This window comes from Streptomyces sp. NPDC034085, from assembly GCF_055575555.1.
The window spans coordinates 771441-784756 of sequence record NZ_JBVISL010000003.1 but is presented as its reverse complement, the minus strand read 5'-3'; the positions used below and the strand labels follow the sequence as shown (position 1 = coordinate 784756).

General features: G+C 74.8%; 12 protein-coding genes and 1 pseudogene. 7 read left to right on the top strand and 6 right to left on the bottom strand.

Annotation, left to right across the window (positions count from 1 at the left end):
* Window positions 1-36: 36 nt before the first annotated feature.
* The gene (locus ACZ501_RS13845) at window positions 37-492 is read right to left on the bottom strand and encodes a hypothetical protein (protein WP_468795141.1); all 456 of its coding nucleotides are present in this window, start codon (window positions 490-492) and stop codon (window positions 37-39) included.
* 128 nt (window positions 493-620) lie between these two features.
* Complete coding sequence (locus ACZ501_RS13840; protein ID WP_361608252.1) at window positions 621-1055, bottom strand: VOC family protein; 435 nt, start codon at window positions 1053-1055, stop codon at window positions 621-623.
* A 108-nt stretch (window positions 1056-1163) separates the two neighbouring features.
* Here ACZ501_RS13840 and ACZ501_RS13835 point away from each other — a divergent pair, with 108 nt between their 5' ends.
* Window positions 1164-1763 carry a hypothetical protein gene (locus tag ACZ501_RS13835; RefSeq protein ID WP_468795138.1) on the top strand — a complete coding sequence of 200 codons (600 nt, stop codon included), beginning with the start codon at window positions 1164-1166 and terminating at the stop codon, window positions 1761-1763.
* An 85-nt stretch (window positions 1764-1848) separates the two neighbouring features.
* On the opposite strand, the gene ACZ501_RS13830 is transcribed toward ACZ501_RS13835, so the two are convergent.
* Window positions 1849-3093 carry an MFS transporter gene (locus ACZ501_RS13830; RefSeq protein ID WP_468795135.1) on the bottom strand — a complete coding sequence of 415 codons (1245 nt, stop codon included), beginning with the start codon at window positions 3091-3093 and terminating at the stop codon, window positions 1849-1851.
* A 174-nt stretch (window positions 3094-3267) separates the two neighbouring features.
* On the opposite strand from ACZ501_RS13830, the gene ACZ501_RS13825 reads away from it, so the two are divergent.
* From ACZ501_RS13825 to ACZ501_RS13805, 5 genes are all read left to right on the top strand, one after another.
* Window positions 3268-4290 carry a LacI family DNA-binding transcriptional regulator gene (locus ACZ501_RS13825; RefSeq protein ID WP_468795132.1) on the top strand — a complete coding sequence of 341 codons (1023 nt, stop codon included), beginning with the start codon at window positions 3268-3270 and terminating at the stop codon, window positions 4288-4290.
* Between the two features lie 678 nt (window positions 4291-4968).
* Window positions 4969-6168 carry a thiolase family protein gene (locus ACZ501_RS13820; protein WP_362455958.1) on the top strand — a complete coding sequence of 400 codons (1200 nt, stop codon included), beginning with the start codon at window positions 4969-4971 and terminating at the stop codon, window positions 6166-6168.
* Window positions 6169-6383: 215 nt separating this feature from the next.
* On the top strand, window positions 6384-7823 hold the full coding sequence (locus ACZ501_RS13815) for an aldehyde dehydrogenase family protein (RefSeq protein WP_468795127.1): 1440 nt from the start codon (window positions 6384-6386) through the stop codon (window positions 7821-7823).
* Between the two features lie 112 nt (window positions 7824-7935).
* Window positions 7936-8349 (top strand): thioredoxin family protein, encoded by a 414-nt coding sequence (locus ACZ501_RS13810; protein ID WP_361610857.1) that lies wholly within the window; start codon window positions 7936-7938, stop codon window positions 8347-8349.
* A gap of 43 nt (window positions 8350-8392) precedes the next feature.
* A complete protein-coding gene (locus ACZ501_RS13805) occupies window positions 8393-9829 on the top strand; it encodes a dihydrolipoyl dehydrogenase family protein (RefSeq protein ID WP_468795124.1) in 1437 nt (478 codons plus the stop codon).
* Between the two features lie 631 nt (window positions 9830-10460).
* Here ACZ501_RS13805 and ACZ501_RS13800 read toward each other — a convergent pair.
* On the bottom strand, window positions 10461-11213 hold the full coding sequence (locus ACZ501_RS13800; RefSeq protein ID WP_361597343.1) for an SDR family NAD(P)-dependent oxidoreductase: 753 nt from the start codon (window positions 11211-11213) through the stop codon (window positions 10461-10463).
* Window positions 11214-11359: 146 nt separating this feature from the next.
* A pseudogene (locus ACZ501_RS13795) lies at window positions 11360-11998 on the bottom strand (phosphoribosyltransferase); the annotation flags it as partial.
* A 225-nt stretch (window positions 11999-12223) separates the two neighbouring features.
* Here ACZ501_RS13795 and ACZ501_RS13790 point away from each other — a divergent pair.
* Entirely contained in the window at window positions 12224-12988 is a 765-nt protein-coding gene (locus ACZ501_RS13790) for a metallophosphoesterase (RefSeq protein ID WP_361597340.1), read from the top strand.
* Here ACZ501_RS13790 and ACZ501_RS13785 read toward each other — a convergent pair.
* Window positions 12961-13281, bottom strand: a complete 321-nt coding sequence (locus tag ACZ501_RS13785; RefSeq protein ID WP_361597338.1) for a DUF2087 domain-containing protein — start codon at window positions 13279-13281, stop codon at window positions 12961-12963. The two genes, ACZ501_RS13790 and ACZ501_RS13785, sit on opposite strands and share 28 nt — an antisense overlap.
* Window positions 13282-13316 lie beyond the last annotated feature (35 nt).

The following is a 13316-nucleotide window of genomic DNA, read 5'->3' as shown; positions in this document are numbered from 1 at the left end:
CACCAAGATCCATAGAGCAGCTGCTGGTCAACCCACTCAGCGAACGTAGTAGATTACTGTGCCGTGGTGGTGGTCGGGAGAGGTCAGGCCCCAGAAGAACAGCCCCACGACGATGGCCAGCAGGATCAGCCCCGGCACGTTCTCGGGTCCCCAATTGACGGGCTGCCGAACCGGTGGGTCGGGTGTGGCGTCGTTGCGCGCAGCCTCGAAGTCGGCGCGCTGCCAGGACGCGACATCGGCCTCACCCCGGGCGATCCGCTCGGCCACGCGGCGTACGTCGGCCGCGTGGTAGGTCGGCTCGCGGGTCAGGTCCGGCGAGGGCGCAGCCGAGGTGCGTACGCTGTTGGACCGCGCCACGGCCCTGATGCTGCCCGGCCTGATCTGCGGCCAGATCTTCCGGACTTCGTCCTTCGTCAGCCAGTCTTCCCCGTCCTCAAGGTGCTGCTCGTCGGCCGCCCCCATGCGAAGCCCGCCCCCTCGCTCGCCGGTCACCCTTGGCTTGATACCCAGACCGCGGACAGATCATCCGGCCCGAGCCGTCACACTCGAACTCACGCCCACCGTGCTCGGTAGAGCCCTTTCCGGGGCGGAACGAGCGCGCCAGGTGGTCACCGCGAGCATCAGTCGAGGCAGAACTCGTTGCCCTCGACGTCCTGCATCACGATGCAGGACTCGTTGACCCCGTCGGCGACCAGGAGCCGCACGCGTACAGCGCCGAGCGCGACCAGGCGCGTGCATTCCGCCTCGAGCGCGGCCAGGCGCTCCGCCCCCACGAGCCCGGTGCCGACCCGCACGTCGAGATGCACCCGGTTCTTGACGACCTTGCCCTCGGGAACGCGCAGGAAGAGCAGTCGCGGGCCCACACCGGAGGGATCGCCGCACGCGAACCACGAACCCCGGTCCTCGGGCGTCTGGGAGCGCTCGTATGCGTCCCACGTGGAGAACCCCTTCGGGGGCGGCGGTACGACGTACCCCAGCACCTCGCACCAGAAGCGGGCGACGCGCTCGGGTTCCGCACAGTCGAAGGTGACTTGGAACTGCCTGATCGATGACATCGGCGCACCCTAGCAAGGGGGGCGCTGTCGCTCATCTGGCTTTTCCGGGCGCGGGTTTGAGAGGTGGGTCCACTCCGGCCAACCCGTCACGACCTAGCATGACCGTTCATGGGGACGCACATCGACGGAGTGATCGAGACCTACACCGCGGGCGGGGGCTGGGAGATGGAGGTCGATCTGCTCGACTTCGACCTCTGGAAGGCCCGGTACGCCCGCGAGTGCCTGTTCGGCTATTCCGACGGCCTCTGCGTGGACCGGCCGCTGTTCGACCAGCGGGGGTGGCCGGAGGACGCCTGCGAAGAGGTTCCGAAGGTCAGTGACGAACTGAGCCACGGCCACTCGTACGCGACGTGGGCCGAGATCGCGGCGGTCGACTGGGACGCACCGCTCTGCGACGGCCCCGACGGGAGCCTGCTGGGCGAGTGGCGGCCGGGGCCGGACGGCGCACTGGCGTGGCAGGGCACGGTCTACCTGCCGGAGGAGGTGCTCGAGGCGGCGGAGGAGCTCTTCGGGGAGTACCTGTTCCCGTCCGAGTGGCCGCCCGGGGGCGAGGTCCACCTGAACGGGGCCGTGTACCGTCCGGTGGTCCTCACGGCGGGCATGTACGTTCCGCCGGACGGTCCTTGGGGCCCGGTGTGGGCGTCGATGCGCGCGCTGGCGGCCGAGTACGGCGACGAGAACGTCCGCCTGGTGGTCTGGTTCGGCTGACCCGGCCCGCCCGCAAGGGTGACGGGGCAGGGCCGGGCGCGGCAGATCGCCGGGCGCTTCTCGTCGTGGCCGCCGTCCGGAGCCCCTACCGCACGCCCCGGACGGGCCGTACCGCCAGTGCGCCCGCCACTGCCAGCAGGGCGGCGACGACGAACAGCGCGGTGTACCCGCCGCTCGCCGACACGACCACGGACGCGACGAACGGTGCGACGATCTGCGGCCCGGCGTTCGCGATGTTCAGAACACCCATGTCCCGTGCCGCGTCCTCCGCCGCGGGAAGGACCATCGTCACCAGCGCCGTGTCCACGGCCATGTAGCAGCCGAACGCGAGCCCGTTGACCACGGCGAAGACGAGCATCGCGGCCCAGCTCGCCGACACGGCCGGGATCACGAGCGCGACCGCCGACAGCAGGGCCGAGGCACCCACGAACAGCTTGCGCCGGTCGAGCCGGTCCGACAGCCAGCCGCCCACCACCGTGGAGAGCACCATCGCCACGCTCGTCAGCGGCATCAGCACGGCCACCGCCGCCTCCGCCCTCATTCCCGCGGGCAGCACGGTGTGGTCCTGGAGGATGTACAACTGGTAGCCACTCACCGCGAAATAGCCGAGGACGAGCAGCGCCCGCCCGATGAACGCCCAGCGGAAGTCGTGGTCGCGCAGGGCGCTCGCGAAGGCGGCCAGCTGTGCGCGGACGGGCAGCGGCGCACGCGCCGGGAGCCGGTCCTCTCGCGTGCAGGCGGTGAACAGGACCGCCGCGCCCGCCACGATCACGCCGAAAACGAGGTAGCCGGTGCGGAAGTCCTCGGAGAACGCAGCGCCGGCCAGGGCCCCGAGGACGGAGCCGAAGGGCAGGCCCAGGCCGACGGCGGCCGAGGCCTTGCCGCGGGCGCTCACCGGCACCCGGTCCGGGACGACGGAGGTGAGGGCGGCCTGGTAGACGTTCATCACGGCCTGCCCGAGGCACCAGGCGAGGGTGATCAGCAGGATCGTGTCGGCGAGGCCGAGCAGCAGCATCGCCGGCACCGCGGCGAGCCCGCCGCCGAGGATCCACGGATCGCGCCGGCCGGTGCGGTCGGACAGGGCGCCGGCGACGGGGTTGAAGACCGTCGCGAAGACGGCTGAAACACCCGCGATCAGGCCGAAGTTGGCGACCTTGGCGGCCGGGTCCACGCGCTCGACCTGGAGCGCGAGCAGGATGCCGGCGACGCCGATGTAGAGGGCGTACATCGCGGTGTTGCCGACGAGCAGCAACGGCAGCAGGCCGCGCCCCGGAGCGGGTCTGTCGGAGGGGGCGGCGGTGGTGCCGGCGCCGCGGGAGGAAAGAGCCATGGTGCCCTCCTGGGCAGGGTGGAGGGGTGCGTACCGCCCCGTGGCGCAGGGGCGGCGGCACGTCGGGCAAGCAGGAGTTACACGTGTTAGTGAAACGAGTAAGCACTGTGTAGCACCCGTTTCCGGCCAACCGCCAGCCCCCGTGCGGCATCGGGATGGAAAGATGCCACGGCCATGTCTGACTCAGAGAACCCGACGAGCCGGCGGACCAGGCCGACGCCCCCGACCAGCGCCGACGTCGCCCGGCTCGCGGGCGTCTCGCGCGCGACGGTCTCGTACGTCCTCAACAACGCGGAGGCCGTACGCATCAGCGAGCCGACGCGGCGCAGGGTCCGCGAGGCCGCCGAGGAGCTGGGCTACGTCCCGCACGCCGCCGCCCGGAGCCTGCGCGCCGGCCACACCCGGATCGTGCTGCTCCCCACCTCGCACGTGCCGGCCGGGCCGCTCTACAGCCATTTCCTCAACGAACTCCAATGGGCCCTGCGCCGGCTGGACTACACCGTGGTCCAGTACGGCAGCCTCGGCCTCGGCGGCGACGAAGCCACCCGGGCCTGGGCCGAGCTGCGGCCCGTGGCGGTGATCTCCCTCGGGGAGATCACCCTCTCCCCGCAGAACGTCGCCACCCTCAGACGGGCCGGTGCGCGGGCGGTGATCACGATGGGGCCGCGCGCGGTTCCGGGCGCGCACGCGCTGGTGATGGACCAGGCGGAGGTCGGTGCGCGGGCCGCCGCGCACCTCGTGGAACGCGGCCGCCACCGGATCGGCGTGGTCGTCCCCCGGGAGCCGGGCCTGGAGCTGTTCTCGGCACCCCGCCTGGCGGGCGCCGAGTCGGTGCCGGGGGCGCGGGTCCGGCCGCTGCCGATGGCCTACACCGAGGAGTCGGCCGCCGCGCTGGCGGCGCGGTGGGGGTCGCTGGGGCTGGACGCGGTGTTCGCCTACAACGACGAGTACGCCATGCTGCTGATGCGGGCCCTTCAGGACGCGGGGCTGCGGATCCCGGGGGACGTGGCCGTCATCGGCGCCGACGACCTGCTCCTCGGACGGCTGCTGCGGCCGAGGCTGAGCACGGTGCGGATCGAGCTGCCGGCGGGGGAGTGGCTGGCGGGACTGGTGGACGGGGCGGTACGGGATCCTTCGGAGATCGGGGAGCGGCGGGATCTGCTGGCGGCCGTGGCGCTGCCGCGCGACTCGACCTGACCCCGCGCCCCTGCCCGGCCCCGCGCCTCAAACGCCGGCGGGGCTGAAGAAACCTGGGGCTCCGCCCCAGACCCCGCGCCTCAAACGCCGGCGGGGCTGGGTTGTGCCGGCCAGGCGGGGGGGCGAGAGCACTCACCGCAGGGGACTCGGGCACTCAACGGAGGGGGCGGGGGCGGGGTGGGGTGTCGTCCGGGACTAAAACGAGATGAATTCGGCGCGCGGTACCGCACACCAGCCGGACCCGGAACAGGCGCCGAACATCGAAGCCCGTCCCGGACGACACCCCACCCCGCCCCCGTCCCCGGCCCACAGCACCCCGCCCACAGCCCCCGCGCAAGGGCAACGGCCCCCACCGGGGCACCGCACCCCGCCCGGCCAGGACAACGGCCTCACACCCGCGGTCCCGCCCCGCCCGGCCCGGGCAACGGCCTCACCGGGACCCGGCACCCGCACCCCGCCCTGCCAGGGCAACGGCCCTCGCTCGGTCACGGCGACACCGGCCCGCCGGGGCGCCCGCACCCCGCCCGGCCAGGGCAACGGCAAGGTCACCGTTGACACCCCCCGACCCCGCAGCGGAAACTGCGGGCGCGCCCCACCGGGCGCGCCCGGTGGTGTCCCGGTGCCCCACACCGGCACCGGCCGCCGCCGAACCGCACGGAGCCGCCCAGGAGAGCCCCCATGAGCATCCGCCCCGTCCGCGACGTCTACGTCGTCGACGCCGTCCGCACCCCCATCGGCAAGTTCGGCGGCGCCCTGGCCGGGGTCCGCCCCGACGACCTCGCCGCGCACGTCGTGCGCGCGCTCGTGGACCGTACGCCCGACCTCGACCCCGCCCGCATCGACGACGTCGTCTTCGGTGACGCCAACGGCGCGGGCGAGGACAACCGCGACGTCGCCCGCATGGCGGTGCTGCTGGCCGGCCTCCCGGTGACGGTGCCCGGCGTGACCGTCAACCGCCTCTGCGGATCCGGCCTCGAAGCCGTGATCCAGGCGGCCCGTGCGATCGCCCTCGGTGACGCCTCCGTCGCCATCGCCGGCGGCGTCGAGTCGATGACCCGCGCCCCCTGGGTGGTGCAGAAGCCCGAGCGCGCCTTCCCCGCCGGGCACCAGCAGATGTGGTCCACCACCCTCGGCTGGCGGATGACCAACCCCCGCATGCCCGCCGATTGGACCGCCTCCCTCGGCGAGGGCGCCGAACTCGTCGCCGAGAAGCACGGCATCACCCGTGAGGCGCAGGACGCCTTCGCCCTGGAGAGCCACCGCAAGGCCGCGGCCGCCTGGGCCGCCGGGCAGTACGACGACGAGGTCGTCCCCTACCCCGGCATCGAGCTCGCCCGCGACGAGTGCATCCGGGAGGGCTCCACCCCCGAGGCGCTCGCCAAGCTCAAGCCGGCCTTCCGGACGGACGGGTCGGGCACGGTGACGGCCGCCAACGCCTCCCCCCTCAACGACGGCGCCGCCGCCCTGCTCCTCACCGACGAGGAGGGTCTGGCCGCGACGGGCCGCGAGCCGCTCGCCCGGATCAGCGCCTCCGCCGTCACCGGCATCGAGCCGCAGCTCTTCGGCCTCGGCCCCGTCGACGCCGTGCAGCGGGCCCTCGCCAAGGCGGGCCGCACCCTCGCGGACCTGACCGCCTTCGAGCTCAACGAGGCCTTCGCGGCGCAGGCGTTGGGCTGTCTCGCCGCCTGGCCGGAGCTGGACCCCACCGTGGTCAACCCGCGCGGCGGCGCCATCGCCATCGGCCACCCCCTCGGGGCGTCGGGCGCGCGGCTGGCGGGGTCGGTGGCGCACCAGCTGGCGGCGGCTGGCTCGGGCACCGGCATGGCGGCGCTGTGCATCGGCGTCGGCCAGGGCATCGCGCTGGTCCTCGAGCGCTGACGGGACCGGGCGTGGCGGGCGGCGTCGGCCAGGGCATCGCGCCGGCCCTCGCGCGCTGACGAGGCAGGCCGCCATGGACCCCGTCGATCATTTCCGGTCACGGGGTCCCCTCAACTGCCCAATAACTGAACAGAGATGACGCCCCCGGTCTGGCACGATGGCGCCTGCCGCCCCCCCGCCCCGCCCGCCCTTCCCCACCCGGAGGCCCCGCCGCCATGCCGCTGCTCGATCCGACACTCTGGCAGGACGGACCCACCCTCACCGGCGGCACGGCCCCGGTCCTCGAACCCGCGACCGGCCGTACCCTCGCCACCCTCGACCTCGCCGCCCCCGCCGACGTCGCCGAGGCCGCCGTACGGGCCCAGGCGGCGCAGCGCGACTGGGCGCGGGCCACCCACCCGGATCGGGCTGCCGTCCTGCGCCGGGCCGGGGACCTGTTCGCGGCGCACGCGGACGAGCTGCGGGAGTGGCTCGTCCGGGAGTCGGGCTCGGTACCCGGCAAGGCGGACTTCGAGCTGCACGTCGCCGCCCAGGAGTGCTACGAGGCCGCCGCGCTGGCGTCGCGCCCGGCCGGGCAGGTGCTGCAGAGCGAGGCGCCGCGGCTCTCCTTCACCCGCCGCGTCCCGGCGGGGGTGGCCGGGGTGGTCGCCCCGTTCAACGCCCCGCTGATCCTCTCCATCCGCTCCGTCGCCCCCGCCCTCGCGCTCGGCAACGCGGTCCTCCTCAAGCCGGACCGCCGCACCGCCGTCAGCGGCGGCCTCGCCCTGGCCGCCGTCTTCGCCGCGGCCGGACTGCCGGCCGGGCTGCTGCACGTCCTGCCCGGCGGGGCCGGGACGGGCGCCGCGGTGGTCGCCGACCCGCGCGTGCGCGTGGTCTCCTTCACCGGGTCCACCGCCGCCGGCCGGGCCGTCGCCGAACTGGCGGGCCGTCACCTCAAGCGGGCGCACCTGGAGTTGGGCGGCAACTCGGCCCTGGTCGTGCTCCCCGACGCCGACGTCGAGGCCGCCGTCGCGCAGGCCTCCTGGGGCTCCTTCTTCCACCAGGGCCAGATCTGCATGACCGCCGGGCGCCACCTCGTCCACACCTCGCTGTACGACGAGTACGTCGAGCGGCTCGCCGCCCGCGCGGAGGCCCTCGCGGTCGGCGACCCCTTCCGCGAGCGCGTGCACCTGGGCCCGCTGCTCGACCGGACCCAGCTGGAGCGGGTCCACGGCCTGGTGGAGGCCAGCCTCGAACGGGGCGCCAAGCTCCTCGCGGGCGGCACCCACCGGGACCTCTTCTACCGGCCGACGGTGCTGGCCGGCGTGGCCGACGACACCCCCGCCTACGCCGAGGAGGTCTTCGGCCCCGTGGCCCCCGTACGCTCCTTCGCGACCGAGGACGAGGCGGTGGAGCTGGCCTCGGCGGGCCCGTACGGGCTCTCCCTCGGCATCGTCACCGCCGACGCGGCCCGCGGCCTGGAGCTGGCGCGGCGCATCCCGACGGGGATCGCGCACGTCAACGACCAGACCGTGAACGACGAGGCGGTGGCCCCCTTCGGAGGGGTGGGCGCCTCCGGTACGGGGGCCCGGTTCGGAGGCGAGGCCAACCTGGACGCCTTCACCGAGCTGCGCTGGACCACCGCCCGCACCACCCCGCCCGTCCACCCCTTCTAGGACTTTGACGGCACGACCCAGGGGCGGCCTCACCCGTCCGGCAGGGGTCCGGAATGCTCCGGGCCGCCCGTTCGTTCCAGCAGGACACCCGCAACGAGGAGGTCCGGACACCGTGGCTACCGTGGAGCTCACCAAGGAGAACTTCGACCGCACGGTCAGCGAGAACCCGTTCGTGCTGATCGACTTCTGGGCGGGCTGGTGCCGGCCCTGCCTGCAGTTCGCGCCCGTCTACGAGAAGGCCGCGCAGGCCAATCCCGATCTGGTCTTCGCCAAGGTGGACACCGAGGCAGAGCAGGAGCTGGCCGCTGCCTTCCAGATCACCTCGATCCCGACGCTGATGATCGTCCGGGACCAGGTGGCCGTCTTCGCGCAGCCCGGAGCGCTGCCGGAGGCCGCGCTGACCGACCTCATCGGGCAGGCCCGCGCGCTCGACATGGACGCGGTCCGCGCGAAGATTGCCGCCTCCCAGGAGCCGGGAGCCGCCTCCCAGGAGCCCGGAGAGGCCCCCGGCACGCCGGAGGCCTGAGATTGCCGGACACGGCCCCGGCACAGCGGTGACACTGGACCGCATGACCGAAGCCGTGGAGTACGACGTCGTGGTGCTCGGCGGGGGCCCGGCCGGCGAGAACGTCGTCGACCGGACCCGCGCCGCCGGGCTGACCACCGCCCTGGTGGAGAGCGAGCTCGTCGGCGGGGAATGCTCGTACTGGGCCTGCATCCCCAGCAAGGCCCTGCTGCGCCCGGTGCTGGCCCGCGCCGACGCCCGCCGCGTTCCCGGGCTCGCGGACTCCGTCCGGGGGCCGCTCGACGCCGAGGCGGTCTTCGCGCACCGCGACTACTGGACGGGCCACTGGAAGGACGACGGCCAGGCCGACTGGCTCGACTCCATCGGCGCCCACCTCTACCGGGGCCACGGCCGCCTCTACGGCACCCGCAAGGTCGCCGTCACCAGCCCCGAGGGCGTCCACCATGTCCTGTCGGCCCGCTACGCCGTGGTCGTCGCCACCGGCACCCGGGCCGTGGTCCCGGACCTCCCCGGGCTCGCCGGGGCGGGCCCGTGGACCAGCCGTGAGGCCACCTCCGCCCGGCAGGTGCCCGGCCGGCTGCTGATCGTCGGCGGCTCCGTGGTGGCCGCCGAGATGGCCACCGCCTGGCAGGCCCTCGGCTCCCGGGTCACCGTCCTCGTGCGGGGCGCCGGGCTGCTCCCCAGGATGGAGCCCTTCGCCGGCGAGCTCGTCGCCGAGGCGCTGACCGAGGCGGGCGCGGTGGTGCGTACCGGGGTGGCGGTCGAGGCGGTCGTACGGGACGGGCCGACCGGCCCGGTCACGGTGGTCCTGGAGGGCGGCGAGCTGCTGGAGGGCGACGAGCTGCTGATGGCGACCGGCCGCGCGCCCCGCACCGAGGACATCGGGCTGGACACGGTGGGGCTGACCCCCGGCGACTGGATCGGGGTCGACGAGAGCTGCCGGGTCCCCGGCCACGACTGGCTGTACGCCGTCGGGGACGTCAACCACCGCGCGCTCCTCACCCACCAGGGCAAGTACCAGGCCCGCATCGCGGGCGCCGCCATCGCCGCCCGGGCGGCCGGCCCGGGCGCCCCGGCCCCCGACACCGGCCGGTGGGGCGCGCACGCGGCCACCGCCGACACCGAGGCCCTGACGCAGGCCGTCTTCACCGATCCGGAGGCGGCGGCGGTCGGCCTCACCCTGGCCGAGGCGGAGCGGGCCGGCCACCGGGTCCGCGCCGTCGACTACGACCTCGGCAAGGTCTCCGGCGCCGGTCTGTACGCCGACGGCTACCGGGGCCGGGCGCGGATGGTGGTCGACCTGGACCGGCAGGTGCTGCTGGGCGCCACCTTCGTGGGGCCGGGCGCCGCCGAACTGCTGCACGCGGCGACCGTCGCCGTCGTCGGCGAGGTCCCGCTCGACCGGCTGTGGCACGCGGTGCCCGCCTTCCCGACCGTCAGCGAGGTCTGGCTGCGCCTACTGGAGGCCTACCGGGGCTGACCCCGGCGACCCGACACGGCCCCCCTGACCCGCAGGCCTTGTACGCGGCCGCCGGCCCGCAGCCCACGTACGCGGACGCCGGGCCGGCAGGCCCAGGTACGCGGTCGCCGGGCCCCCACGCCAGGCACCGGTCTCCGGGCCCGCAGGCCCACGCACCGGTCGCCGGGTGCGCTGGCCCACGTAGGCGGCCGCCGGGCCGCAGGCCCAGGCACGCGGTCGCCCGACGCGCAGGCCGTCGTACGCGGCAGCCGGGCCGCATGCCATGTACGCGGTCTCCGGGCCCGGCAGGCCCATGTACGCGGCAGTCGGGCCGCATGCCCATGTACGTCCGGCTGCCTGACCCCCATGCCCACGTATGCGGCTGCCCGACCCACAGGCCCATGTACGCGGCCGCCTGACCCCCATGCCCACGTAGGCGGCAGCTGGGCCGCATGCCCATGTACGCGGTCTCCGGGCCCGCAGGCCAGGTATGCGATCGCCCGACGCGCAGACCTTGTACGCGGCAGCCGGGCCGCAGGCCCACTTACGCGGTCGACCGACCTGAGGCCTTCGTACGCGGTCGACCGACCTGAGGACTTCGTACGCGGTAGCCGACCCGCAGGCCCACGGACCCGGGCGCCGGCCCGCAGGCCTACGTGCGCAGGTACGAGGCGCCGTTGGCGTCCAGCACCGTGCCCGAGCTCCAGACCGCCGCCGGGGACGCCAGGTACAGCACGGCCGCGGCGATCTCCTCCGGTGCCGCGACCCTGCCGAAGGGGCTCTGGGCGCGGATCCCCTCGCCCTCCGCGCCGGCGAGCCGGTCCGAGACCCGTTCGGTGGCGACGAACCCCGGTGCCACCGAGGCCACCGCTATCCCGTGCGGAGCGAGGGAGACGGCCAAGGACTGGCCGAAGGCGTGCAGGGCGGCCTTGGTGGCGCCGTACGCCGGATGGTCGGGCTCGCCCCGGAACGCTCCGCGCGAGCCGACGTTCACGATGTGCCCGCCGCGCCCCCCGTCGATCATCCGGCGGGCCACGCAGTAGCTGAGGTTGGCGGCGCCGAAGAGGTTCACCGAGGCCGTGCGCTGCCAGGCCTCCTGCCACTCGGCGTACGAGGTGGACGGCAGCGGGTGCCGGACCATGGCGGCGGCGTTGTTGACCAGCACGTCCACCGCGCCGAGCGCTTCGGCGGCCTCCGCGGCCAGGGCCTCCACGCGGGCCGGATCGGCGAGGTCGCCCTCGACCAGGACGTGGCCCTCGCCCTCCAGCGACGCCAGGGTCTGCTCGGCGTCGGCGTGCCGGGTCGAACAGTGGACGGCGACGCGGTCGCCCTGCCGGGCGAACGCCGCGGCGACGGCCCGTCCGATGCCGCGGGACGCGCCGGTGACCAGGACGCCCCGGCTCATGCCGCCGCCCCCGGGCGGAAGGCGCGGGCGGGGACGGCTGCGGGCAGGTGCATCGGAACTCCTCTGGCGGCGAAAACCGGGCCTCGACGATCTTGACGTGGCCATCCCATCACGAGACCGCGCGCCCCTCACCCGGTTTCCGGCTGCGCGCGGGCCGCCGCCTCGGCGAGTACGGCGACCACCTCCTCGTCCGGCGTCTGCGTGAAGTCCCGGTACCACTCGCCGACGGCGCGGAAGGCGGGCGGCGACGAGAGGCACACCACCTCGTCCGCCGGCCCCCGCAGCCGGGCGACCGCGTCCGGCGGCGCCACCGGCACGGCCAGCACGACCCGCACCGCGCCCGACGCGCGGGCGATCTCGCAGGCGGCCGCCGCCGTGGCACCGGTCGCGATCCCGTCGTCGACCACGACCACCGTCCGGCCGTCGAGCGGTACCCGCGGGCGCCCTTCGCGGAACCGCCGCGCCCGGCGCTCCAGTTCCGCCTCCTCGGCCCGCTCGACCGCGGCGAGCTCCTGCGCGGAGGCGCGGCTGAGGCCGACGACGTCCTCGTTGATGATCCGCACCCCGCCCTCGCCGATGGCGCCGAACCCGAGCTCCCGGTGGTGCGGGACCCCGAGCTTGCGCACCACGATGACGTCCAGGGCGGCGTCCAGCGCCCGCGCCACCTCACGCGCCACGGGCACCCCGCCGCGCGGCAGCCCGAGCACGACGGGATCCCGTCCCCGCAGGTGACGCAGCGCGTCCGCGAGACGCCGTCCCGCGTCCGTACGGTCGGTGAAGATCACGGTGGCTCACCCCGTCCCGGGCACCCCCTTCGAACGAACCCCATGGCCGGGCTCCGCGCAACCGGAGGTGTGCCGTCCGCCGGCGACCAGGGGGCTCGCCGCCGGTCCTCGCCCGCCGAAGATCACGTCGGTTAGATTGAAGGCACCGCCCCCGACGCCACGGTGACCGATCGTCGCCTGCCCGGCCGGGACCGGTCCGTACCGGCGACGAAGGAGCCACCGCCCGTGATCGTGATCGCGCAGCTCAGTGACGTCCACCTCGACGGGGGCCGCCGGGCCGCCGAACGCACCCGCGCGGTGATGGAGTACCTCGACGGCCTCCCGTACGGGCTCGCGGCGGTCCTGGTCAGCGGGGACATAGCCGATCACGGCAGGCCCGAGGAGTACGAGGAGGCCCGCGGGCTGCTCGCCTCCCGGCACCCGGTGGTGATCTGTCCCGGCAACCACGACGAGCGCCTCGCCTTCCGCCGGGTCCTGCTGGGTGAGGACGAGCCCTCCGCCGCCCCCGTCGACCAGGTGCTGCGCGGCGAGGGCTTCGTCCTGGCGGTGTGCGACTCCTCCGTCCCCGGCGAGGACCAGGGGTACCTGGCGGACTCCACCCTCGCCTGGCTCGACGGCGTCCTGGCCGGCACCCCGCGGGACGTGCCGGTGCTGGTGGCCTTCCACCACCCGCCGGTCGAGCTGCACACCCCGTACGTGGACGGCATCAGGCAGTTCGGCGAGGAGCGCCTGGAGGCGCTGGCTCTGCGCCACCCCCACCTGCGCGCCTTCCTGTGCGGGCACGCCCACACCGCGGCGGCGACCACCTTCGCGGGCCGGCCGCTGCTCGTGGCGCCCGGGGTGGTGTCCACGCTCCGGCTCCCGTGGGAGGCGCAGGCGGACCCCGCCCACCACGTCCACCTCGACGAGCCGCCGGCCGTCGCCTTCCACGTGCTGGGGGAGGACGGCCGGCTGACGACCCACTACCGGGTGGTCACGGCCCGCCGGTAGCTGCTGCCGTCCCGGGTGCGGGTGAGCCGGCCCGAGGTGATCAGGTAGCGGCGCAGGGCGGAACAGTCCTCGTGGACGGTCCGCAGCGCGTCGTTCACCTCGGGCTCGGAGTACTCCCGGTCCACCGCGAACAGGGTCTCGCTGAGGTGCTCCAGCAGCTGCTCGCGCCGGGCGGCCCTGCGCGGGATGGCGACGAGGCGCCCGCCGGAGAACAGGTCGGCGACCCCGCGCCGGTGCCGGGGGTCCGCGGATTCCCGCTGGTCGGTGGTCTCTTGCCGGTGGCTCTGTGACATGGGCCGAGCTTCACCCGCGCCCGCGGGTGCCCGCA

What these genes read in the sequence shown, in the direction of transcription:
- ACZ501_RS13840 (WP_361608252.1), bottom strand. Translation starts at nt 1,055, where the DNA reads ATGTCATCGATCAGGCAGTTCCAAGTCACCTTCGACTGTGCGGAACCC.
- ACZ501_RS13835 (WP_468795138.1), top strand. Translation starts at nt 1,164, where the DNA reads ATGGGGACGCACATCGACGGAGTGATCGAGACCTACACCGCGGGCGGG.
- ACZ501_RS13830 (WP_468795135.1), bottom strand. Translation starts at nt 3,093, where the DNA reads ATGGCTCTTTCCTCCCGCGGCGCCGGCACCACCGCCGCCCCCTCCGAC.
- ACZ501_RS13825 (WP_468795132.1), top strand. Translation starts at nt 3,268, where the DNA reads ATGTCTGACTCAGAGAACCCGACGAGCCGGCGGACCAGGCCGACGCCC.
- ACZ501_RS13820 (WP_362455958.1), top strand. Translation starts at nt 4,969, where the DNA reads ATGAGCATCCGCCCCGTCCGCGACGTCTACGTCGTCGACGCCGTCCGC.
- ACZ501_RS13815 (WP_468795127.1), top strand. Translation starts at nt 6,384, where the DNA reads ATGCCGCTGCTCGATCCGACACTCTGGCAGGACGGACCCACCCTCACC.
- ACZ501_RS13805 (WP_468795124.1), top strand. Translation starts at nt 8,393, where the DNA reads ATGACCGAAGCCGTGGAGTACGACGTCGTGGTGCTCGGCGGGGGCCCG.
- ACZ501_RS13800 (WP_361597343.1), bottom strand. Translation starts at nt 11,213, where the DNA reads ATGAGCCGGGGCGTCCTGGTCACCGGCGCGTCCCGCGGCATCGGACGG.
- ACZ501_RS13785 (WP_361597338.1), bottom strand. Translation starts at nt 13,281, where the DNA reads ATGTCACAGAGCCACCGGCAAGAGACCACCGACCAGCGGGAATCCGCG.